Origin of the sequence: Nocardioides sambongensis (assembly GCF_006494815.1) — a bacterium.
GTDB classification, from domain to species: Bacteria; Actinomycetota; Actinomycetes; order Propionibacteriales; family Nocardioidaceae; genus Nocardioides; species Nocardioides sambongensis.
This window is the reverse complement of sequence record NZ_CP041091.1, coordinates 3,624,480-3,647,084: the sequence shown is the minus strand read 5'-3', so window position 1 is coordinate 3,647,084 and position 22,605 is coordinate 3,624,480. Positions and strand designations below refer to the sequence as shown.

The window sequence follows — 22,605 nt, the reverse complement described above, 5'->3', positions numbered from 1 at the left end:
GTGAACAGCCGGGGCCGCTCGTGGCGGCCCCGGCTGTCCTACGTCAACTCAACTCGGGCGTCAGCTCCGGCGTCGGCCGAGGATCAGCGCACCAGCACCGAGCAACAGCAGTGCCAGACCGATCACCAGGGCCGGCAGCAGCCGGCCGTCCGCGCCCGCGTCCGGCAGGTCGTCGCCGTCGGAGCCGCCGTCGGGGCCGACGCCCGGGTTCCGGTCGAAGGTGTTCACGACCTTGACCCGCGCCGTCGCACCCGGCTCGACGGTGAGCACACCGACACTCTCGTCACCGTCGTTCGGGGTGATGGTGACCTCGTCGGCCCCGCCGTCATCGGTCTCCTCGACGGTGCACTCGGCACCGGCCGGCAGCATCTCGTAGACGGCGGTCAGGTCGTTGCCCCTGGTGAGCCGGCGCTCGGCGCCACCCGGGATGTCGACATCGGTCGCCGTGCCGTCCACGTCGCGGGTGCAGGCCAGCTCGACCGAGAACGGACCCGCGCCGGGGCCCTTCACCTGCTTGGTCACCTTGACCCTGCCGACGCGGAACGTGTTGGTGATGCCGACCTGGACGTCCTCGGTGAGGCTGTCGATGGTGATCTGGTCGATCTCCTCACCATCGGCGTCGGTGATCACCGTCTCGGTCGCGCCGCCGGTGCCGGTCTCCTCGATGGTGCAGGTGGAGCCGAACAGCAGTGGGTCGTAGGTCGCCGTGTAGTCGTTGTCGGCCGACAGCTCGCGCGTGGGCCCGCCAGCGGTGTTCAACGGCTGCTCGTTGCCGTTGACGTCGGTGTAGGTGCACTCGACGCTGACCTCGAACGGGCCGGCGCCGTACAGCTCCGCGCCGGGTCCGTCGATGGTCTTGGTCACCGTCAGTGCGCCCGCACCGAACAGGTTGGTGACCAGGACGTTGGACGTCCGGTCCGCACCGATCGTCACCGTCCGGGGCGTGATGATGTGGGCGTTGGCCGCGCCGTCGTCCGGTTCGGTCACCGTGCACACCGCACCGGTGGCGAGGTTGTCGATCTGGTAGTCCATCACGTCGTTGGCGACGTTGTCGTCGTCCGGCAGCACGATGTCGTCGTCGTAGACGATGGTGCCGTCGGGGTGCGAGGCGTCGGTCAGCACGCAGCTGACGTTGATGGTGAACGGTCCCTGCCCGATCGGGAGGTCCTGGAGCGCCGCCGGGACGAACTTGCGCAGGTGCAGCGAGCCCACGTCGTAGGCGTTGTCGACCTCGACCGACGCGGTCTCGTCCTGGTCGATGACGACCGTCTCCGGCGTGATGGTGACCTCGACGGCGTCCGCCGAGTCCGGCTCGGTGACGGTGCACTCCGCACCCACCGGCAGCTCGGTCAGCTCCCAGGGCGTCCCCGGCTCGATCTCCTGGGTCATCGGGGTGTCGGCGTCGTAGCCGTCGGCCCAGACCTCGTGACCGTTGAGCTCGCACGAGACCGCGACCTGGAACGGTCCGTACTCGATCGGGTTGCCGTCCTGGTCCACCGCGTCACTGGTGACGGTCTTGACGACCTCCATGTCACCGACCTCGTAGGTGTTGGTCGCGGTCACCTCGACGGCGGTGTCGGTGCCGATGGTGACCTGCTCCGGATCGATCGTGTACGACGTCGCGCCGCCCTGGTCCGGCTCGGTGATGTCACACACGGCCCCGGTCGGCAGGTCGTCGATCGTCGCCTCCAGCGGCGCCTCGCCCTCGAGCACCACGTCGCCGTCGTAGACGACCTCACCGTCGGGCCGGGTGGCGTCGGTGAGCGTGCACTCCACGTTCAGGGTGAAGGGACCCTCGCCCAGTGCCGGGTTGTTGTCCAGCGCGTCGCCCTCGACCTCCTTGAGCAGGTCGAGCGAGCCGACGTCGTAGGAGTTGGTGACGGTGACCAGCTCGACCACGTCCGGGTCGCCGTCGGGTCCACCGATGTTGACCACCCCCGGCTCCACGGAGTGGTCCGCGGAGTCGGCCGTGTCGGTCTCCACGGTCGTGCAGGTCGCGCCCAGGGGCAGCCCGCTGATCGTCCAGGTCTCGCCGTCGGCGATGGTGTGCCTCATCGGGTTCGAGGCGCTGTAGCCGTCGCCGTAGACCTGGCCGCCGCTGGCCGCACAGACCACGAAGACCTCGAACGGCCCGTACTCGATCGGGTTGCCGTCTTGGTCCACCGCGTCGCTGTCGACCTCCTTGGTGACCTGCATCGAACCGGTGTCGAAGGTGTTGGTCACGGTGACCTCGACGGTGGTTTCGTCACCGATGGTCACCTCCTCCGGGTCGACGGCCACCGACGTGGCACCGCCGTCGCCGGTCTCGGTCACCTCGCAGACCGCTCCGGTCGCCAGATCGTCGATCTGGTAGTCCATGACGTCGTTGTCGACGTTGTCGTCGTCGGGCAGGACCACCTCGTCGTCGTAGACCACGGTGCCGTCGGGGTGCGACGGGTCGGTCAGCACGCAGGAGACGTCGAACGTGAACGGACCGTCGGCGAGGCCGGGGTTGTTCTGGATCGCCGCGCCGTCCACCTCCTTGAGCAGGCGCAGCGATCCGTCGCCGAAGACGTTGGTGACCGAGACGGCGACGATGTCGCCGTTGCCGATCGTGACGGGCTGCGGCGGGTTGATGGTGACGTCCGCGGCGCCGCCGTCGTCGGTCTCGGTGACCGTGCACTCGGCGCCCGTCGGCAGGCCCACAAACGTGAAGGGCACGTCGGGCGAGAGCTCCGCGGTCATCGGGTTGTCCACGTCGTAGCCGTCGGCGTACACGGCGTCACCGAGGAACGTGCAGTCGACCGCCACGGTGTAGGGACCGTCGTAGGCGATCTCGTCGCCGCCCTGGTCGACGGCGTCGGACTGGACGTCCTTGGTGACCGAGAGAGCTCCCACGGTGAAGAAGTTGTTGACGGTGATCAGTCCGATCTCGTCGTCCGGGCCGCCGACGGTGGCGTCGCCGATCACCTCCGACGTCTGCCCCTGGTCGGTCTCGGTCGCGGTGCACTCCGCGCCCCAGGGCAGTCCCTCGATCTCGGTCGGGTCCGCACCCGGCACGAGTGTCACCTCGGGGAGGTCGGTCATCTCGATCGTGCCGCCGTCACCGTCGGGCACGGTGCAGGTCAGCTGGACGGTGAACTCGTCGGGCGCGAACTCGGCGCCCGGACCCAGGACGTTCTTCTCCAGCTCGATCGGGCCCGTCGGATAGGTGACGCCGACCTTGCGGCCCTCGGTCTCGGTGATCGAACCGCGATCGCCCTGGTTGTTGTAGGCGCCGCCGGTGGCGACGGTGTTCCAGGCGACCGGGTAGTCGGTCAGGGCCCGCGACTCCGGCGTGGTGCGGGTCTGGGCCTGCAGCGTGACCGAGTCACCCGGCTGGAAGAGGGAACCGTCGGGGTAGGCGAGCACCGTCTTCAGGCTGTGCACCTGGCTCGGGTCCACGCTGTCGTCGTACGGCAGCCAGGAGCCGTCGGGGCACGGGGTGCCGAGCGGGTCGAGGTCGTCGGTGCACGGGGTGTAGGAGGTCGAGTAGAACGCCGTCAGCTCGACGTCGGGGTTGGCCGGCACCTGCTCGAGCCCACCCGCGAAGGTCGGGGTCCACTCCGAGTCCCTCGGCAGGTTCACGATCACCCCGGTGTCTCCGACGTGCGGGAGCACGTCGATCGAGACCAGCTCGTCGACCGGAAGCGTGCCCACGTTGGTGATCGTGTAGCGCCAGGTCTCGGTGTCGCCGGGATAGGTGACCGGCACGCACGGCGCTCGGTAGAAGCCGTCGGCGTCGGCCGCGGTGTCGCAGAAGTCGGCGGGGAGGTCGGCCCCGTCGGGGATCACGTCCTCGTCGAGGTAGATCTCCGGGATGCCCGGCTCGTTGACCGGCACATCGGCCTTCACCTTCTTCACCGTGCGCAGCGCGGCGACCTCGACCGGGGAGACCACGGTGTCGTCGGAGCACTCGCCGGTCACCTCGTCGTAGGTCGGCGTGCAGGCATCCGGGTCGACCGGCTCGTCGGCGATCACGGCGCCCTCGTTGGTGACGTCGTCCTCCGGCGTGAGGCCGGGCCGCAGCATCAGCTCGATGGTGATCGTGTAGGTCTGTCCGGGTTGCAGGACGGAGCCATCGGGCATCGCGAAGGTGATCGTGTCACCGTCCTCGGTGATGGTGATCTGGTCCTCGTCGGTCGGCAACGAGTCCGCCGGGGGCGGGTCGTCGACGGGGTCGAGCTCGAAGCTGTACGGCGACGTGCCGGGCGTGGCGTCCGGGTCGAAGACCAGCAGGTTGCCGTCGGCATCGGACTCGATCACGTCGGTGAAGACCGGGTTGGTCAACGGCGCATCGCCGGTGTTGGTGTAGCTGATCGTGAACGGGATGACCGTGCCGGGCTCGACCTCGCCCTCCGGCTGCTTCTCCACGTCGACCCCGACCTCGAGGTGCGCGTGGGTGTAGGGCGCGTCGGCGCTGTCGGCGGCGTCGAGTCGCGTGTCCGGCCCGACGAGGACCGACACTCCCTCGACGTCGACGGTGTCGTTGAAGACACCAGCGGCCGTCTCACCGGGGGCGGCGGTCTGGTCCGAACGGGTGGTCGGCACCGGCCCTCCGGTGCGCAGGTCCTCACGACGCTCGACCTGGAAGGGCACCTCGATCTCCGGGTTGGAGGGGTTCTGCCATCCGACCTCGTTGTTGGCCATGAAGTTGAACTCGAGGCCGTGGATGTCCCCGGCCGGCGCGCTGTCGATGAAGTCGCGCGCCTGGTCGATGGTGAGGTCGACACCCGGCTCGAAGGGCGGGCCGCCGCCGGGCACCTCCTGGCAGGTCCAGTCACCGCCGACGCTGTCAGCCGTGACGTTGCCGGCGGTGAAGTCGCCACCGGTGAGGTAGCAGGCCTGGACGAACTGGACCGGCTGCGGCAGCTCCCAGGACGGATCCATCTGGACGAAGTCCATCGCGTTCCAGAAGGTCGCGTCGTCGTCGGTGATGGTGTCGAGGTAGGGACGGGCGGAGCCGGAGTTCTGCGCCGAGAGGGTCACCGTCACCGGGGAGTAGTCGCCCTCGAACTGCTGGGCGGGGGAGATCGTCTTCCCGGCGTCGATGCCGAAGGTCGGCGCGACCAGGTTGATGGTGGCCGGGTCCTCGGCACACGCGTACCGGTCGTCCTCACCGGGCGGGCAGTCGGCGATCGCGTCGACGTCGGCGACGATCCCCTGCGCGACGTTCGCGATCGGGGCGTCGTCGGTGGTGATCGGGTCGCCGCCGGTGCGCGTCTCGGGACGCAGACGCATGTCCAGGGCGAGCACGCCGGAGGCCGCACTGGCGATCCGGCCGTCGAAGAGGACCTGCACGCCCGTGACGCACGCCAGGTCGGCCGGGGCGAGCGCCAGGGCCTCCGCACGGGTGTAGCTGGTCGTGGTGCCACCGCAGGTCAGCTGGACCGTCGTCGTCTCCGTGCCGTTCGGCACGTTGATCGCAGCGATCCGGACCAGGGTGAAGTACTCGAACGGATCCTGCACCGTCGTCGAGCCGGGCGCGGGATCGGTGATCTGCATCTGATCCACCATCGCCGGGGTGGTGTTGGTGGTGGTGATCCTGATCCGGCTGGCCGGGTACTGGGCGGCAGGGGTCCCGTCCGAAGGGATCGCCAGCGGGCCACCCAGCCAGTCCTTGGCGGTCGTCATCGTGATCGGGACGTCGAGGATCACGACGTCGTCGGAGGCGTTGTCGGAGACCGGGTCACCGTCGGCCGGGTATCCGGTGGCGTTCGCGGTGTTGCGGACGATGCCGGTCTGCGGGTCCAGGTTGTAGGTGTCCTCCCCCAGCGCCGGGGAGCCATCGGAGCGCTTGGTGTCGCGGACCTGCCAGACCAGGGTGAGCTCGCGGTCGTTGCCGATCGAGCGGGCCACGCCGGAGCCGACCGGCGGAGCGTCGAGGTCACCCGCGGTCCGGTCGCCACGCGTCGGGCTCTCGGCGAAGATCAGCCTCACCGAGAGGGTCGACTCCTGCTCCGCCGCGGTCAGGTCCATCCCGGGGAAGGTGCCGTCGCAGGCCGCGGGGCACGGGTCGTTGGTGGCGTCGACCCAGTCGCTGCCGTCCCAGAGCTGGACGGCGGTCACCTGGTCGTAGGTGATGTACGGGTCCATCGCCGGCGTGATCGCGTCGACCCGGGTCAGGTTGAACGCGTCGTACATGGTGTCGGCGGTCTCGGCGTCGGTCGACGGCGGGTTGTTGACGTCGGTGATCTCGACGGTCTCGAAGCCGGAGTAGCCGCCGGTCGACCAGAAGAGCGTGGAGGGGATGGTGTCGCCGGAGCGGCTGTTGACCGCCTTGTCGCCGCCCGAGCTGGAGGTGCCGAACTCCTTGTCGAGCAGGTCGCCGACACCCTCGCCGTCGAGCGGGAAGATCTCGATGTCGGGGCAGTCCTCGAGGGGCATCGCGCTGAGGAAGTCCGGCACACCGGGGGTGGGGCTGCCGGCCTCGGACTGCGCGCAGTCGGTGAGCTGGGTGTTCGGCTCGTCCGGGTCGGTGTTGTAGGCCGGGCTCTCGTAGCGACCGTCGTCGGCCGGGCGCAAGGACGCGGTGAAGTTGGGGGCGAGGTCGGTGCCGGGCTGGAAGCCGCCGTCGTCACCGGTGTAGTCGTAGACGAACCGGACGCCTCCGGCGACGTCGGAGATGTCGTCGGGGACGTCGTAGTTGTACGACGCGTCCGGGCCGGGCACCGGTCCGACGAGGGTCTCCCACTCGCCGGTCTCGGTGTTGTAGTACTCGACGGTCAGCTCGGCGTCGGCCGGGATCGGGGTCTGCGTGATCGCGTCGAGGTCGAAGGCGTTCCACCACTCGTCGCCCTCGACCGGGTCGAGCGGGTCCTGGATGACGATCTGGTCGGCGTTGCCGGTCGAGCCGTCCGGGTTCTCCGGCGGGTTGGGACGCTCGGTGGTGCCGCCCTCCATCGTGACCGTGACGATCTCGCCCGGGTTCGCGATGATCTGGGACGGCCGGATCTGCTTGTCGATGTAGGGGTCGATGACCTCGTCGTAGATGTAGAGGTCGTCGTCGGCGACGGCGTCGCCGGTGGCACTGTCGTTCTCGCCCTCGACCGCGACCTCGTTGTTGACGGTGGTCGGCAGGCCCGGCGCGTCCGCGTCGGTCTGCACGTCGAACGGGATCGAGGTCTCGGCGCCCGGAACGATCGCGTCCTCGCCCTCGAACACGACCGAGAACGACGTGACGGACTCGTTGCCGCCGCTCGGCGGACCGGGCGTCGTGTTGTTGTCGAACGGCACCTGCTCGCCGGAGGGCTGGTAGACGACGTAGGCGGAGGTCGCGTTGGCCGGGTAGGTCACGTCGCCGGTGAACCCGGCGAAGGTGTAGTCGTCGGGGAAGGAACCGCTCGACGGCTCGGTGATGGTCATCGAGTCGATGGCGAACGGCGAGGCGTTGCTGCCGCCGATGGTCACCGTCGTCGAGTCGCCCGCGACGACCAGGTCCGGGTCGAAGCTCTTCGACGCGGTGACGTCGATGGTGTTGGCCTGCACGGTGAAGTCGTCGGACGTGGTGGCGGTGGCGTCCTCGCCGTCCAGGGTGACCTCGGACTCGATCTCGTTGGTGATCGTGGTGGTCTCCGGCAGGGCCGCGGCCGCGGCGGTCGTCTCCAGGTCGAGGTCGACCGAGCCGGTCTCACCCGGCGGGATCGCACCGGTGAAGGTGACGCGGGTGCCGAGCACCTCGGTGCCCGCCGGTGGGGTGTAGTCGGCGGGGACCGTGGTCCAGCCGCCGGGTGCGATGTAGACCTCGTAGGTGGTGCCCGTCGCGCCGGCCGGCGGGGTGACGGTGCCGAAGCCGGTGAAGCCGAGATAGGTGAACGGGTTCGGGGTGGCCGTGGGGTCGGTCGGGTCCTGGATGACCAGGGTGTCGACCGTCGCATTGGAGTCGTTGGTGCCGCCGAGCGCGGCGGTGACCGGCGTCCCGGCCGCGGCCAGCGCGTTGTCCGGGGTGAACACCTTGGTGGCGCTGGTGTCCAGGTCGAGCGGGACGGTGATCGTCACGTCGGCGGAGTCGGTGACGTCCACGGCGTTGGTCGCCTCGGCCGTGGCCTCGTTGGTGACGGTGACGCCGTTGAAGTCGTAGGAGACGTCTTCGGGCACGGTGACCGTGATCACCACCTGGGAGGTGGTGTTGTCGAGCATGCCGGAGGCACCGGCGCCGAGGTTCTCGGTCCAGTCCACCCGCACGTTCTGGCCGTCGATCACCGGGTCCGCGGAGTCGTTCGGCCCGGACGGGACCACGCTGTCGACGACGAAGGGCTCGGGGATGACATCGGTGGTGATCGCGCCGCGACAGCCGACATCACTGATCGCGGAGCAGCCGACCTGGATGGTGTAGGAGATCGAGTCGCCCGGCCCGACCTCGGTCGAGGAGACGGACTTGGTGATGTCGAGGACGGAGCTGACGTCGCCGGGATCGGGGTCCGGGAGCACCGGTGCCGCGGCCGCGGGCACGGCGAGGCCGAGCCCCAGCACCCCGACCAGGAGCATCAACATGATCTTGTGGAACGGAAAACGCACCCCGACTACCCTTCTACGGCCCACCCGCGGACCCCGCAAAGTTAGCCCAAATCGGGCTCGCACGTCAGTCCGTCCAGCCCGGCACGGCGCGTCGACATCGCTGCACGGTCGGCGATCCGGCCGGGAGTCAGTAGCTCTTCGGCAACCCCAGCGAGTGCATCGCGACGAAGTTCAGGATCATCTCCCGGCTCACCGGGGCGATCCGGCCGAGACGGGCCGCGACCAGCATGTTGCCCAACCCGTACTCCTGGGTGAGGCCGTTGCCGCCGTGGGTGTGCACCGCCACGTCGGTGGCGTTGCAGGCGACCTCGCCGCCGGCGTACTTCGCCATGTTGGCGTACTCCCCGGCGGCCATGTCGTCGCCGGCGTCGTACAGCGCCGCGGCCTTCTGCCACAGCAGACGGGCCTGCTCGAGCTCGATCTTGACCTTCGCCAGCGGGTGGGCGATGCCCTGGTGCGCGCCGATCGGCTGGTCCTTCCAGACCGAGCGCTGGCCCGCGTAGGCCACCGCCTTGTCCAGCGCGTAGCGGGCCATCCCGCAGGAGAACGCGCCGCCCATGATCCGCTCCGGGTTGAGGCCGGCGAAGAGCTGCCACAGGCCGGCGTCGGGGTTGTCGGCGCCGCCCACCAGCGCCTCGTCGGGGAGCCGTACGTCGTCGAAGAAGAGGGTGAACTGCTTCTCCGGGGCCTGCCACGACATCGGGATCACCTGGCGGGTGAAGCCGTCGGCGTCGGTGGGCATCACGAACAGGGCCGGCTTGAGCTTGCCGGTCCGCTCGTCCGCGGTGCGCGCCACGACCAGCACCGACTGGGCCTCGTCGACGCCCGAGATGAAGGTCTTCTGGCCCTTGAGCACCCAGCCGTCGCCGTCCCGGGTGGCAGTGGTGGTGATCTGGTGCGAGTTGGACCCGGCGTCGGCCTCGGTGATGCCGAACGCCATCAGGTGGGTGCCGTCGGCGATCCCGGGCAGCCACCGCCTCCGCTGCTCGTCGGTGCCGCAACGGGCGATGATCGAGCCGCAGATCGCCGGCGAGACCACCATCATCAGCAGCGGGGCCCCCGCCGCCGCGCACTCCTCGAGCACGGCAGCCAGGTCGGCCATGCCGCCGCCGCCCCCGCCGTACTCCTCGGCGATGTTCACGCCGAGGAAGCCGTGGCGGCCCATCTCGAGCCACATGTCGGTCATCTTGGCGCCCTCGCGGGCCTGCTTCTCGACGTACTCCCGGCCGTACTTCGCGGCCAGCCGGGCGACCGCCTCGCGGAGCGCGGCCCGCTCCTCGGGCTCGCTGAAGGCGGTGACGGTCTCGCTCATGCTTCTTCTCCTTCGGAGTCTGAGGACTGGTCGGCGGGGTCGGCCTCGACCACCACGAGCACGGTGCCCGCCTCGACCTGCTGGCCCACCGTGACCGGCAGTTCGGCGACGGTCCCGGCGTAGGGCGCGGTGATGGTGTGCTGCATCTTCATCGCCTCCATCACCAGCACCGGCTGCCCCTCGGCTACCTCTTCGCCCACGGTGGCGTGCACCGAGATCACGCTGCCCGGCATCGGCGCCAGCAGCGAGCCCGCCGCGACCTGGTCGGAGGGGTCGACGAAGCGCGGTACGACGCGCAGCGTGGCGCCGCCGCGAGCACCGTCGACCAGCACCGCCTCCGCGGTCGCGGCTCCCGCCACGACCCGCGTGGCATAGCGCCGGGTGACGCCGTCGACGTCGAGGACCACCTCGGTCGGCGAGGCCGCGACGACGCGGACGTCGTCGCGCTCGGCGGGGCGGTAGCGGTCGCGGTCGCCGTACCAGGAGACGCCGATCTGCACGCCGCCCTGCTCGAACCGGGTGACCTGCGGTGCCGCGACCACGTTGCGGAAGCCGGCCGGGATCCGGGACTGCACCGTCGCCCCGCGGCGGCGGTGCTCGGCCAGCGCCAGCGCACCGGCCAGCGGGACCAGGTCGTCGCCGGACGCGGCGTCCAGGGTCTCGGGGTGGTCGGCGTAGAACGAGGTGGCCACTCCGGTCGCGTCCAGGAACGCCGGGTGGCGCAGCGAGGCGACGAGCTGGTCGCGGTTGGTGACCGGCCCGTGGATCCGGGCGGTCTCCAGGGTGCGGGCCAGGGCCCGGGCGGCGCCCACCCGGGTCGGCGCCCAGGCGATCACCTTGGCCAGCATCGCGTCGTAGTGGGTGCCGACCTCGTCGCCGGTCTCGAAGCCGGTGTCGAGGCGGATGCCGTAGCCGTCCAGCGCGAACGCGTCGTCGTGCTCCAGGGCCAGCTCCAGCAGGCGACCGGTCTGCGGTGCGTAGTCGGCGGCCGGGTCCTCGGCGTAGAGCCGCACCTCGATGGCGTGCCCCTGCGGCGGGCCCGGGTGCAGCGCGTCGAGCCGGGCGGTCCCCTCCGCCACGGCGATCTGCAGCTCCACCAGGTCGACGCCGTACACCTGCTCGGTGACCGGGTGCTCGACCTGGAGCCGGGTGTTCATCTCCAGGAAGTAGAACCGCTCGGTCCGCGCGTCGTAGAGGAACTCCACCGTGCCGGCGCCGCGGTAGTCGATCGCGGCGGCCGCGGCCCGTGCGGCCTCGTGCAGGGCGGAGGCGACCTCCTCGGTGAGGCCGGGAGCCGGGGCCTCCTCGACCACCTTCTGGTGGCGGCGCTGCAGCGAGCAGTCCCGCTCACCGAGGACGGCGACGCCGCCGGCACCGTCGCCGACGACCTGGACCTCGACGTGCCGCCCGCGCTCGACGTACGGCTCGACGAAGACGGTGCCGTCGCCGAAGGCGCTCGCCGCCTCGGCCGACGCCTTCTCCACCTCACCGGGCAGGTCGGCCAGCGAGCGCACGATCCGCATGCCGCGTCCGCCGCCGCCGGCGCTGGCCTTGACCAGCAGCGGCAGGTCGTCGTCGGTGGCGGTGTCGGCGGTGAGGTTGCCGAGCACCGGGACGCCGGCGGACTCCATCAGCTTCTTGGACTCGATCTTCGAGCCCATCCGCTCGATGGACGCCGGCTCCGGACCGATCCAGACCAGTCCGGCGTCGGCGACCTGCCGGGCGAACCCGGCGTTCTCGGACAGGAAGCCGTAGCCGGGGTGGATCGCGTCGGCGCCGGCCCGCAGCGCGGCCTCGATCACCAGGTCGCCCCGCAGGTAGGTCTCCGCCGGACTGTTCCCGGGGAGTCGTACGGCGGCGTCCGCCTCGGCCACGAACGGCAGCCCGGCGTCGGCGTCGGAGTGCACCGCCACGCATCCGATGCCGAGGCGACGGCAGGTGCGGAAGACGCGGCGGGCGATCTCGCCGCGGTTGGCGACGAGGACTTTGCTGATCATCGCTGGCTCCTAGAGGCGGAAGACGCCGAAGTTCATGGCGCCCTCGGTCGGCTGGGTGTCGATCGCGGAGAGGCAGATGCCGAGCACCGTCCGGGTGTCCCGGGGGTCGATCACGCCGTCGTCGTAGACCATCCCGGAGAGGACGTACGGCAGTGACTGCTCCTCGATCATCTGCTCGACCATCTCCTTGGTCGGGGCGAAGGCGGCGGCGTCGAACGGCTGTCCCTTCGACTCCGCGGACTGGCGGGCGACGATCTCCAGCACCCCGGCCAGCTGGGCCGGCCCCATCACCGAGGACTTCGCGCTGGGCCAGGTGAAGAGGAACCGCGGGTCGTAGGCACGGCCGTTCATGCCGTAGTTGCCGGCGCCGTAGGAGGCCCCCATGATCACCGTCAGGTGCGGCACCGTCGAGTTGGACACCGCGTTGATCATCATCGCGCCGTGCTTGATGATCCCGCCCTGCTCGTACTCCTTGCCGACCATGTAACCGGTGGTGTTGTGCAGGAACAGCAGCGGGGTGTCCTTCTGGTTGGCCAGCTGGATGAACTGCGCCGCCTTCTGCGCCTCCTGGCTCATCAGCACCCCGCGCGCGTTGGCCAGGATGCCGATCGGACGACCGTGCAGCCGGGCCCAGCCGACGCAGAGGGCACTGCCGTAGAGCGGCTTGAACTCGTCGAACGGGACCTCGTTGCCCGGCCCGGAGCCGTCGACGATGCGGAGGATCGCCTCCCGCGGGTCGAACGGCTCCTTGAGGTCGGTCGGGATCAGGTCGAGCAGGTCCTCGGGGTCCAGGTCGGGCTCGGCGTACCCGGTGGGCTCGGGGACGGCCTTGCGCCAGTTCAGCCGGGCGACGGTACGGCGGGCCAGCCGGAGCGCGTCGTGCTCGTCGACGGCGAGGAAGTCGGCCGAGCCGGAGACGCGGGCGTGCATCTCGGCGCCGCCGAGGCTCTCGTCGTCGGTCTCCTCACCGGTGGCCATCTTCACCAGCGGCGGGCCGGCCAGGAAGACCTTGGCCTGCTCGGCGACCATGATCACGTAGTCGCTCATGCCGGGCACGTAGGCGCCGCCGGCGGTGCAGTTGCCGAAGACCACCGAGACGGTCGGCTGCTTGCGGGCGCTGGCCCGGGTGAGGTCGCGGAAGCCGCGGCCGCCGGGGATGAAGATCTCCTTCTGGGTGGGCAGGTCCGCGCCGCCGGACTCGGTGAGGTTGATCGTCACCAGGCCGTTCTTCTCCGCGATCTCCGCGGCCCGGAACGACTTCTTCACCGACCACGGGTTGAGCGCTCCGCCCTTCACCGTCGGGTCGTTGGCCACGATCATGCACTCCACGCCCTCGACCACGCCGATCCCGGTGACCAGGCTCGCGCCGACGGCGAAGTCGCTGCCCCAGCCGGCCAGCGGCATCAGCTCCAGGAACGCCGAGCCCTCGTCGACCAGCAGGTCGATCCGCTCCCGTGCGGTGAGCTTGCCGCGCTCGGTGTGCCGGGCGATGTACTTGCCGCCGGCCCGGACGGCCTTGTCCTGCTCGGCCCGCAGGTCCTCGATCTTGGCGAGCATCGCCGAGCGCCGGGTCTCCTCGGGGGCCGGCTGCTCGGTCTCGGTCGTCTCGGTCGTGCTCACCGGGTCCCCTCCTCGGCCTCGACGACGGCCTTCATCCGGTCCAGGGTGGTGCGCATGCCGCGCTCGTTGGTGCGAGCGCGCAGCGGGCCGAGGAGCGTCCAGTAGAGGCGGATGTACCAGACCGGGCTGAGCTTGAAGTACTCCGTGACCCGGGAGCCGCCGTCGGCCTCCTCGATCCGGTAGCCCCAGGTGTTGATCGGGTTCGCGTCGTTGCCGACGGAGAACTCGAACTCCCGCTCCGGCACCGCGCGGGTGACCGTGCACGGCGTCCAGTAGACGGGGCCGACGCCGTTGCGCTTCACGTGCCCCTTGAACCGTGCGCCAGGCTCCGGACCGGTCGATCCGTGGGTCCAGCGGGCCTCGAAGGTCTCCGGGGAGAACTCCCCGATCCGGGTCACGTCGCTGACCAGGTCCCACACCTGCGCCGGTGTGGCGCGCATCTGCACGCTGACCTCGCCGGTCAGTGGCTTGAGCAGTGCCATCCGTTCCTCCCTCGATCTCGGTTCCGGGGTCTCACGCGTAGCCGAGCAGGCGGGCCGCGAGGTCGGTGAGCACCTCGGTGGCGCCACCCCCGATCGGCAGCAGCCGGGCGTCGCGGTAGTGCCGCTCCACCTCGGTGCCGCGCAGGTAGCCGGCGCCGCCGAAGAGCTGCACCGCCTCGTTGCTGACGTCGACGGCGGTGTCGACGGCGGTCTGCTTGGCCAGGCAGGCCTCGGCGATCACGGTCTCGCCGGCGACGTGGCGCGCGGCGACGTCGAGCGTGTACATCCGGGCCAGCTCGACCTGCCGGTGCATCTCGACCAGCTTGGCCCGGACCACCTGGTTCTTGTTCAGCGGCTTGCCGAAGGTCTCCCGCTCGCGGGCGTAGCCGGCGGCGAGCTCCAGGCAGCGCAGCGCGTGCCCGTAGCCCATCAGCGCGAGGAAGATCCGCTCCACCACGAACTGCTCGGCGATGTAGTAGAAGCCCTGGTCCGCGGCGCCGACCAGGTTCTCGATCGGCACCCGCACGTCGTCGTACGCGAGCTCGGCGGTGTCGGAGCAGTGCCAGCCCATCTTGGGCAGGGCGCGGGAGACCGAGAAGCCGGGCGTGCCCTTCTCCACCACGATCAGCGAGATGCCGGCGTGGCCCTCCTCACCGGTGCGGCAGGCGGTGACCACGTAGTCGCCGCGCACCGCGGAGGTGATGAACGTCTTCGCGCCGTTGATCACCCAGTGGTCGCCGTCGCGCACCGCCCGGGTGGTGATCCCGGCGACGTCGGAGCCGCCGCCGGGCTCGGTGATGCCGAGGCTGCCGATCAGGTCGCCGGCCAGGGTCGGCCGCACGAACCGGTCGATCAGGTACGGCGACCCGTGCGCGACCATGTGCGGCACCGCGATGCCGTGGGTGTAGAGCGAGGCCATCAGCCCGCCCGAGGCCCCGGCCGCCATGAGTCCCTCCTGCAGAGCGCAGGCGTCGAGCAGGTCGCCCCCGTCCCCGCCGACCTCCTCGGGGTAGCCGGCGCTGAGCATCCCCGCCTTCGCGGCGGCCGCGGTGAGGCTGCGGGGCAGCTCACCCGCCTCTTCCCACTCGGCGAGCCCGGGGATGATCTCCCGCTCGGCGAACGCGGTGGCGGCGGCCTTGAGGGCCCGGCGGTCCTCGTTCCAGACCCGGTCCCAGCTCGACGTCGTCATCGTGCGTCCCTCCGGTGGTCGCCGTGGTCGGCGCGCCCCATTCCGATTGGTCGTGATTTCGGCGAATTCCCAGCCATTTCGAATGGGGCTCGGTCCGGTGCGCCGGCCCCGCGGGAGGAGCGACTCACACCAGGTCCTCCTGGATGTGCACCGACCGGCTCCGCACCCACTCGCCGAGTCCCTTCGCCTGCGGGTCGAAGCGGGTGGAGGCGGCCACGCCGTCGCCGAGCAGCCCGTGGATCACCACGTTGACCGCGCCCAGGTTGGGCAACAGGTAGACGTCGATGTCGAGGTCGGCCGCCTCGGGCACGAGCTCGCGCACCTTGCGTCGGCTGAGCAGCTTGGCCAGCCAGGTCACCCGCGCCTCGTACTTCTCCGGGGCGTCGCTGTCCCGGGCCACCCACAGGCCGATGTTGGCGTCGCCACCCTTGTCCCCGGAGCGGGCGTGCACGAAGGTGCCGAGCGGCATCCGGCGGGTGATCGTGTCCGCCGGGGCCGGGTACGGCGAAGGCCGCCGCCCGAGGTCCGGGTCGAGCTCGTCGGGGTCGACGTCCTCCACGTAGGTCCCCGGGTCCGGCACGGTCTCCCGCCGCCCGTCGTCGTGCACCACGGTGTGGGTGACCCGGTCGCGGTCGACGTACTCGGGTCGGTAGACGCCGTAGGGGGAGGGCTTGCCGGGAGGCGAGGTCATCGTGAAGCCGGGGTAGGAGGCCAGCGCCAGCTCGACCAGCGGACCGGTGAACGCCTTGCCCACCGGATCCGCCTCGGGTCCTTGACCGTGCACCGGAGCAGCACCGAGGCGCCCTCCTCGGTCTCGGCGTCCAGGCCGTGCGGGCCGGCCAGGCTCCAGGAGACCTCGGCGGCCCGCAGGTGCGGCTCGAGCTGGCCGCGCACCCAGTCCGCCTTGGCCTCGATGTCCAGCCCGGTGAGCACGAACTCGCACGCGTTGCGGAACCCGCCCAGGGTGTTCACCGCGACCTTCAGCCGACGCGGCGGCGGCGCGCCGGTGACGCCGGCGATCTCGATCCGGTCCCGGCTGATCTCGCGCAGCCGGATCGAGTCCAGGCGGGTGGTGACGTCCGGGTTGAGGTAGCGCGTGGACTGGATCTCGTAGAGCAGCTGGGCGGTGACGGTGTCGAGGGTGACCGCGCCGCCGGTCTCCGCGTGCTTGGTGATGATGCTGGAACCGTCGGCGTTGATCTCGGCGATCGGGAAGCCGAGCGGTCGGCCCATCGGCCGGCCGTCACGGAAGAGCCGGCGGAACCCGGAGAAGTTGCCGCCGGTGGCCTGGGTGCCGCACTCGATGACGTGGCCGGCGACCACCGCACCGGCGAGCTGGTCGTGGTCGGCGGGCGTCCACCCGTGGTGGGCGATCGCCGGTCCGACCACCACCGAGGCGTCGGTGACCCGGCCGGTGACCACCACGTCGGCGCCGCCCGCGAGCGCGGCGGCGATGCCGAACCCGCCGAGGTAGGCGTTCGCGGTGAGGGCGTCGTCGTAGAGGCCGCTGCCGCGCAGGTCGTCGCCCTCGACGTGGGCGACCGCGACGTCGAGACCCAGCCCGGAGGCGAGCTCGCGGACCTTCGCGGCCATCCCTGCCGGGTTCAGCCCGCCGGCGTTGGTGACGATCCGGACGCCCCGCTCCACCGCGGTGCCCAGGCTCTCCTCCAGCTGGCGCAGGAAGGTGCGCGCGTAGCCCAGCTCAGGATCGCGCATCGTGTCCTTGCCCAGGATCAGCATGGTCAGCTCGGCGAGGTAGTCCCCGGTGATCACGTCGAGCTCGCCGCCGTCCAGCTGCTCGCGGAGCGCGGAGAGCCGGTCGCCGTAGAACCCGGAGCAGTTGCCGATCCGGACCGCGCTCATGACGAGGCCCCCGTCGCCTCGCGACCGCCGCCGGCAGGCCCGGCGAACGCCTGCGCGATCCGCAGCCACTGCTCGGCGTCCTCCCCGACCGCGACCAGCGCGGTGTCGTCACGGTGCACCCGTTGGGTGACCAGTGAGCAGAAGTCGTACGCCGACCCGCTCACCCGCTGCGCCGCGTCGTCCGGTCCCCAGGCCCACACCTCGCCCGACGGCGCGACGAGCTCGATCCGGAACGCCTCGGCGGGCGGGGTGAGCCCGTGGTTGCCGAAGGCGAAGTCCCGGGTGCGCACGCCGATGTGGGCGACGTGCCGGATCCGGTCGGTGGGCTCGACGGTGAGGCCGAGGGCGGCGTCGACGTCAAGGGCATGCGCCCAGGTCTCCATGAACCGCGCGGTGGCCATCGAGGTGGGCGACATCGGTGGTCCGAACCAGGGCATCCGCTGCCCCTCCGGCACGGCACGCAGCGCGTCGGCCAGTGCGCCGCGCGCGATGTCCCACCGGACCAGGAGATCGGCCGGCGCCAGCTCGGCGACCTCGAGCGCGCAGGCGTCGACATAGCCCGTGGGATCCTCGATCGCGGCGAGGACGACCCGGTCCCAGGCCTCCTTCCCGTCGGGGGTGTGCGCGCCGGCGGCGAGGACGGCGACCTCGTCGGTCCAGGCGAGATGGGCGATCTGGGTGGCGATCGTCCAGCCTGCGGCCGGAGTGTCGGTGGACCAGGTCGCGGCGTCGCGCTCGGCGACGACGGCGCGCAGCCGGTCGCCCTCGGCGGTGAGATCGGCGAGCACGCCTTCGAGGACGCTCATCGGGACTCCTTGGAGGTGCGGGGGCGGGTCGGTGCTGGTGCTGGTGCTGGTGCTGGTGAGAGTGACGGTGCGGGGGCTGGGAGCAGCGCCGCGTCCAGGGTGTCGCCCCACTGGGCGAGGATCCGGCGACGGCGGCGGGTGTCGTCGCCCAGCGTGTTGGCCAGGCCGAGTCCGCGGACCAGGTCGAGGGTGGCCTGGACCAGCTCGCGGGCGCCCGGGCGCGACTCGTCGACCCCGAGCAGCTCCACGGTGAGCCGGTGCGTCTCCCGGCCGACGCGCTGCTCCAGCGGGGCGACCGCCTCGAGCAGCGCGGGGTCGGTGCGGGCCGCCACCCACAGCTCGAGGGCGGCGGTGAAGACCGGGGAGGCGAAGTGGTCGCCGAGCATCTCCAGCACGGCGACCGTGCGGTGCTCGCCGGCCGGCAGTTCGGCGGCGGCGCGCTCGAGGTCGCTGCCACGGATCTCGGTGAGGTGCTCGACCGCCGCCACGACCAGGGCGTTCTTGGTCGGGAAGTGGTGCAGCTGGGCGCCGCGGCTGACCCCTGCCCGCTCGGACACCAGGGTGGTGCTGGTGCCGCTGAAGCCCTTCTCGACGAGCAGCTCCACGGTGGCCTCGAGCAGCCGCTCCCGCATCGCCCGGGAACGCTCCCCTTGGGGGACACGGGTGCTGACGGCCATGGCGTCATGGTGGCCCTCCATAAACAAACAGTCAAGCCTGTCTGTAAATCTCAGGGCGCAGGCGAGGGTACGGCGTGGCGGGCGAGGCGCGCACCCCTGCGCACCGCCTCGCGAGCCTCACGAGCCACCACAAGTCACGGCCCGGCCCAGTCTCGATTCACAGCCTGACCTGCACGAACAGTGTCTCCACAGGAGTGCGCGGGGCCGCACAAGGGCCTAGAACATACGTTCGAACAGCGATAGAATCGGGGTACCGCGCGGCCACTCGGAGGCCGTGCGAAACCACCTCTCGGAACCACCTCTCGGAACCACCTCTCGGAAGGTTCTCCCGATGTCGCTGACCGGCACCCGCACCCCGCTGGGCGAGGCAGTCGCGGCGTGCCGAGACGCGCTGGGTGAGGTCGCGGAGCGTCAGCCCGGGTTCCTCGCGATGCCCGAACGGGAAGAACTGTTGAGGGGGTTGGTGGCGCTCGAGGCGCAGGTCGTCGAGCTGCGGATGCGGGTCCTGGTCGCGTCGGCTGATGTCGCCTCGACCCATGGGGCGCGGGATGTCGCGGGCTGGGTGGCGTTGCGGACCGGCGCCGATCCCGGCCGGTTGCGGTCGGAGTCGAAGGTCGCCACCTCGATCGACCGGTCTTGGCCGCGGGTGGGGGCAGCGATGGCCCGCGGTGCGCTGTCGTTGGAGCAGGCCCGGGTGATCACCACCGGCCTGGACGCCCTGCCGGCCCGGATCGACGCGGACGCGCGGCGGCGGGCCGAGACCGATCTGGTGGCGTACGGCACCGGCGACAGGCCCGGGATGCCCGAGGGTGGGTTCGGTCCGAAAGAGCTACGCCGCCTCGCGGACCGGATCCTCGACGTGGTCGCTCCCGAGATCGCCGAGGAGGAAGACGCCAAACGCCTCGCCGCATTGGAGGCCGCGGCCACTGCGAAGACCAGCCTGCGGATCCGGTCGCTGGGGGACGGGCTGACCCGGATCACCGCCCTCGTGGCCGACCCGGTCGCTGGCCGGTTGGCGACCTACTTGGATGCGTTCACCTCACCGCGCCACCAAGACCCTGGGTCGGAGCGTCTGCCGCAGCACCACGCCCGCGGCCTCGCGTTCGGGACACTCCTGGAGCACCTCGACCCGACCCAGTTGCCCGACCACGGTGGGGACGCGACCAGCGTGGTCGTCACCATCGACCACACCCAGCTCACCCGCGACCTCGGCACGGCCGGGCTGCTCGACCCCAGCCACGACACCGACGGGGAGCAGCGGATCAGCGCCGCCCATGCCCGACGGCTGGCCTGCACCGCCAAGATCCTTCCCGCCGTCCTCGGCGGCAAGTCCGAGATCCTCGACCTCGGCAGATCCCGCCGGCTGTTCACCACAGCCCAACGCACCGCACTACGACTCCGGGACAAGACCTGCCGCGCCGAAGGCTGCACCATCCCCGCACGGTGGTGCGAAGCCCATCATCTCAACCCCTGGTCGAAAGGCGGCCGCACCGACCTCGCCGACGGCCTACTCCTCTGCTCCTTCCACCACCACCGCGAACACGACCCCACCTACACCACCACCCGACTCCCCAACGGCGACCGCAGATACCACCGACGGAGATAGGCGGCCTCACCCACCGGACGCGGCCCACGCCTCCAGCAGTTCTCGCTCGCGTCCCCGATCGATCCCGGTGACCACGGCGTCCGGATCACGGCGCAGCCAGGCCGCGGTGTCGACGAAGGTGTCGGCGAGCGGGCGCAGCCGCAGGCCGGCGGCCAGTGCCGGGCCGGGTCGCGGTCGCGCATCCCGTCGTACTGGGGCCGGGGCAGCCAGAGCGGGATCGAGCCGGCTCCGGACCACGGCATCACCCCGGCGTCCTCCAGGAACGCTTGGTCGACCCAGACGAACCGGGCCGACGGCGCCCCGGCCGCGAGCAGGTCGGCCATCGCGACCCGCTCGCCGACTGCGTCGAACACGCCCTCGTGGCGCTCCTCGGCGAGCCGCACGATCCAGGCCGCGAGGTCGCGGACGTCGATCACCTGCATCCCGTCGCCGGGGGCGCCGGGGGCCAGCACCTCCCCGGAGCCGACGTCGTCCAGTCGCTGCGCCCAGTAGGAGAAGCGGCCGCTCGGGTCGCCGGGGCCGACGATGAGCCCGGGTCGGACCACCGCGCTGGAGGCCGCACCGGCACGGACCAGCTCCTCGCAGGCGACCTTCATCGGTCCGTAGGCCTCAGGCTCCACGGTCAGGTCCACGTCCGCACCGTTCGGCTCCCGCAGCACCCCGACGCCGGGTCCGCCCGGCGAGGTGTCGTCGGCGTAGACGTTGATCGTCGAGACGAAGACGTAGTGGGCCGCGGGAGCCAGCCCGACCGCATGACGGACGTGACCGGGGAGGCGCGCGACGTCGACCACGGCGTCGTACGGGATCTCCTGGAGGACGTCCGGCGGCGGCGCGGAGCGATCCCACCGGACGAACCGCGCCCCGTCCGGCACGGACCCGGTCCTGCCGCGGTTCGCACAGGTGACCCGATGGCCCCGCGCCAGCGCCGCCAGCGCGACCTCGCGGGAGAGGAACACCGAACCGCCGAGCACCAGGATCTCCATGCCCCCACCCCAGCCGGTCGGGCAGCGACCGGCAAGGGTGATCGGCTCAGGGCAGCGACAGCGCCTCTTGCCACCTCAGGGCTGGTACGACGTCCACGCGTCGTCCTCGACCAGGGTCCGCAGCTGTTTCACCTGCAGCGGCGGCTGGGCGCCCGAGGGCGTCGAGGTGCGGCCCCACTTCTCGTCGGTGCTGTTGGTGACCGCGCCGTAGAGCAGCCCGCCGTCGGGGCCGAGCAGCGTCACCTCGTGGATCGTGATGTCGCCGGGGGTCGCCGTCGACAGCCGCCCGAAACGCCCCCCGTCCTCGTCGCGGAGAACCTCGCAGGCGTCGTAGGCCGTCAGGTTGCCCGGGCACGTTGTCCGCCACCGGTAGGTGGGCTCCCCGCCGGCGTCGGGGCCGGCACTCGCCGTCTCCGGCGGGTAGAGGAGCACCTCGAACGCCCCCGGCCCGGACCGGCCGTCCAGCACGGCGCGCACGAAGCCGGCGCCGTCGACCGGTCCCCCGTCCACGCCCTCCATCTCGGTGTCGGCGCTGCGCACCGCCACGCCGGCGGGCAGCAGGTCCTCGAGCACGGCGAGCAGGTCCGTGGACGGCGCGTCCCACCACCCCGGCGGGGGCGTGTAGGTGTCACCTTCGGTGTCGTCGCTCGGCCCCGCCGGACTCGGCGTCTGGGACGCGGCGGACGGGGAGGGCGTGCCGGGCGCCGGGTCGCTGGCCACCGCGGAGTCGACGTCACCGCCCCCGCCCGCCGCCAGCGGTACGACGAGGGCGGCCCCCACTGCCAGCGTGGCCACGCCGCCGCCGACCGTCAGCGCGCGGCGGCGGCGCCGGGCGACCCGACCGCGGCTGATCACGCCGCGCGGCAGGTCGACGGGAGCCTCCAGGTCGCCGATGGCGTGATCGATCAGGTCGCGCAGGTCGGCGCCGTCGGGGTCGGTGCTCATGAGGGACTTCCGTTCGGGATCGTGGTCGACTCGGCCAGCAGGCTGCGAAGGGTGCGCAACGCCCGCAGGCTCCGGTTCTTCACCGCCGCCTGCGAGAGGTGCAGGTCGGCGGCGGTCTGGGCGACGCTGCGGTCCTCCCAGAAGCGCAGTACGACGACCGCCCGGTCCAGCGGCGCCAGCCGGGCCAGTGCGGTCATCAGTGCCACGCGCTCGGTCGGGTCGCCACCAACGGGCGGGCGGGTCTGCTCGGGCACCTCGGCGATCGGCAGCTCCTTGCTGCTGCGTCGGCGCCGGTCGGAGAGGAAGGTCTTGATCAGCACGCCGTTGACGTAGGCCAGGGGGTCATGAGCGCGTCGGACCCGTCGCCAGGCGACGTAGGACTTCACCAGCGCCGTCTGCACCAGGTCCTCCGCGGCGTGCGGGCACGCGGTGAGCAGGTAGGCGGTCCGGTAGAGCTGGCGCGAGCAGCCCGCCATGAACTCGGCGAACTCCGCGTCGGAGCCCGCGCCGAGGGCGGGCTCGTCCCGTTCCTTGGATCGCACCGCTGTCCTCTCGTCGTGCCGTCGAGAGTAGAGACGCGCCGGGGGCGT

14 protein-coding genes are annotated in these 22,605 nt (G+C 71.4%); 1 reads left to right on the top strand and 13 read right to left on the bottom strand.

Annotated elements, in window-relative coordinates; all coding sequences use genetic code 11:
- Positions 1–60: 60 nt before the first annotated feature.
- From FIV43_RS17050 to FIV43_RS17010, 10 genes are all read right to left on the bottom strand, one after another.
- Entirely contained in the window at positions 61–8,535 is an 8,475-nt protein-coding gene (locus tag FIV43_RS17050; RefSeq protein WP_141015093.1) for a DUF5979 domain-containing protein, read from the bottom strand.
- A 127-nt stretch (positions 8,536–8,662) separates the two neighbouring features.
- Entirely contained in the window at positions 8,663–9,847 is a 1,185-nt protein-coding gene (locus FIV43_RS17045; protein WP_141015092.1) for an acyl-CoA dehydrogenase family protein, read from the bottom strand.
- A complete protein-coding gene (locus FIV43_RS17040; RefSeq protein ID WP_141015091.1) occupies positions 9,844–11,844 on the bottom strand; it encodes an acetyl/propionyl/methylcrotonyl-CoA carboxylase subunit alpha in 2,001 nt (666 codons plus the stop codon). The genes FIV43_RS17045 and FIV43_RS17040 overlap by 4 nt, the downstream gene beginning before the upstream one ends.
- A gap of 9 nt (positions 11,845–11,853) precedes the next feature.
- Complete coding sequence (locus tag FIV43_RS17035; RefSeq protein WP_141016027.1) at positions 11,854–13,401, bottom strand: acyl-CoA carboxylase subunit beta; 1,548 nt, start codon at positions 13,399–13,401, stop codon at positions 11,854–11,856.
- A gap of 59 nt (positions 13,402–13,460) precedes the next feature.
- Complete coding sequence (locus tag FIV43_RS17030) at positions 13,461–13,946, bottom strand: SRPBCC family protein (RefSeq protein WP_141015090.1); 486 nt, start codon at positions 13,944–13,946, stop codon at positions 13,461–13,463.
- A gap of 31 nt (positions 13,947–13,977) precedes the next feature.
- Positions 13,978–15,135: an acyl-CoA dehydrogenase family protein gene (locus FIV43_RS17025; RefSeq protein WP_141015089.1), complete on the bottom strand. Its 1,158-nt coding sequence runs from the start codon at positions 15,133–15,135 to the stop codon at positions 13,978–13,980.
- A 124-nt stretch (positions 15,136–15,259) separates the two neighbouring features.
- Complete coding sequence (locus FIV43_RS22725; RefSeq protein ID WP_231123475.1) at positions 15,260–15,889, bottom strand: AtuA-related protein; 630 nt, start codon at positions 15,887–15,889, stop codon at positions 15,260–15,262.
- Positions 15,823–16,998 (bottom strand): acyclic terpene utilization AtuA family protein, encoded by a 1,176-nt coding sequence (locus tag FIV43_RS17020; RefSeq protein ID WP_231123474.1) that lies wholly within the window; start codon positions 16,996–16,998, stop codon positions 15,823–15,825. Before FIV43_RS17020 ends, FIV43_RS22725 begins: the two co-directional genes overlap by 67 nt.
- Positions 16,995–17,804, bottom strand: a complete 810-nt coding sequence (locus tag FIV43_RS17015) for a TIGR03084 family metal-binding protein (protein ID WP_141015088.1) — start codon at positions 17,802–17,804, stop codon at positions 16,995–16,997. Before FIV43_RS17015 ends, FIV43_RS17020 begins: the two co-directional genes overlap by 4 nt.
- Complete coding sequence (locus FIV43_RS17010) at positions 17,801–18,481, bottom strand: TetR/AcrR family transcriptional regulator (protein ID WP_141015087.1); 681 nt, start codon at positions 18,479–18,481, stop codon at positions 17,801–17,803. The genes FIV43_RS17015 and FIV43_RS17010 overlap by 4 nt, the downstream gene beginning before the upstream one ends.
- Positions 18,482–18,812: 331 nt before the next feature.
- Between FIV43_RS17010 and FIV43_RS17005 the strand changes: the two genes are divergently transcribed.
- Positions 18,813–20,087 carry an HNH endonuclease signature motif containing protein gene (locus FIV43_RS17005; protein WP_141015086.1) on the top strand — a complete coding sequence of 425 codons (1,275 nt, stop codon included), beginning with the start codon at positions 18,813–18,815 and terminating at the stop codon, positions 20,085–20,087.
- On the opposite strand, the gene FIV43_RS17000 is transcribed toward FIV43_RS17005, so the two are convergent.
- The 3 genes from FIV43_RS17000 to FIV43_RS16990 all read right to left on the bottom strand — a co-directional run bounded on the left by FIV43_RS17000 (position 20,033) and on the right by FIV43_RS16990 (position 22,557).
- Positions 20,033–21,070 (bottom strand): NAD-dependent epimerase/dehydratase family protein, encoded by a 1,038-nt coding sequence (locus tag FIV43_RS17000; RefSeq protein ID WP_231123473.1) that lies wholly within the window; start codon positions 21,068–21,070, stop codon positions 20,033–20,035. The two genes, FIV43_RS17005 and FIV43_RS17000, sit on opposite strands and share 55 nt — an antisense overlap.
- A 75-nt stretch (positions 21,071–21,145) precedes the next feature.
- A complete protein-coding gene (locus FIV43_RS16995) occupies positions 21,146–22,015 on the bottom strand; it encodes a hypothetical protein (RefSeq protein WP_141015085.1) in 870 nt (289 codons plus the stop codon).
- Positions 22,012–22,557, bottom strand: coding sequence for a SigE family RNA polymerase sigma factor (locus tag FIV43_RS16990; protein ID WP_231123472.1), 546 nt, complete (start codon positions 22,555–22,557; stop codon positions 22,012–22,014). Before FIV43_RS16990 ends, FIV43_RS16995 begins: the two co-directional genes overlap by 4 nt.
- Positions 22,558–22,605: the final 48 nt, after the last annotated feature.

Coding starts and splice junctions, on each gene's coding strand:
- FIV43_RS17040 (WP_141015091.1), bottom strand. CDS start 11,844: ATGATCAGCAAAGTCCTCGTCGCCAACCGCGGCGAGATCGCCCGCCGC.
- FIV43_RS17035 (WP_141016027.1), bottom strand. CDS start 13,401: ATGCTCGCCAAGATCGAGGACCTGCGGGCCGAGCAGGACAAGGCCGTC.
- FIV43_RS17025 (WP_141015089.1), bottom strand. CDS start 15,135: ATGACGACGTCGAGCTGGGACCGGGTCTGGAACGAGGACCGCCGGGCC.
- FIV43_RS17045 (WP_141015092.1), bottom strand. CDS start 9,847: ATGAGCGAGACCGTCACCGCCTTCAGCGAGCCCGAGGAGCGGGCCGCG.
- FIV43_RS17005 (WP_141015086.1), top strand. CDS start 18,813: ATGTCGCTGACCGGCACCCGCACCCCGCTGGGCGAGGCAGTCGCGGCG.
- FIV43_RS17010 (WP_141015087.1), bottom strand. CDS start 18,481: ATGGCCGTCAGCACCCGTGTCCCCCAAGGGGAGCGTTCCCGGGCGATG.
- FIV43_RS17000 (WP_231123473.1), bottom strand. CDS start 21,070: ATGGAGATCCTGGTGCTCGGCGGTTCGGTGTTCCTCTCCCGCGAGGTC.
- FIV43_RS17015 (WP_141015088.1), bottom strand. CDS start 17,804: ATGAGCGTCCTCGAAGGCGTGCTCGCCGATCTCACCGCCGAGGGCGAC.
- FIV43_RS17020 (WP_231123474.1), bottom strand. CDS start 16,998: ATGAGCGCGGTCCGGATCGGCAACTGCTCCGGGTTCTACGGCGACCGG.
- FIV43_RS16995 (WP_141015085.1), bottom strand. CDS start 22,015: ATGAGCACCGACCCCGACGGCGCCGACCTGCGCGACCTGATCGATCAC.
- FIV43_RS17030 (WP_141015090.1), bottom strand. CDS start 13,946: ATGGCACTGCTCAAGCCACTGACCGGCGAGGTCAGCGTGCAGATGCGC.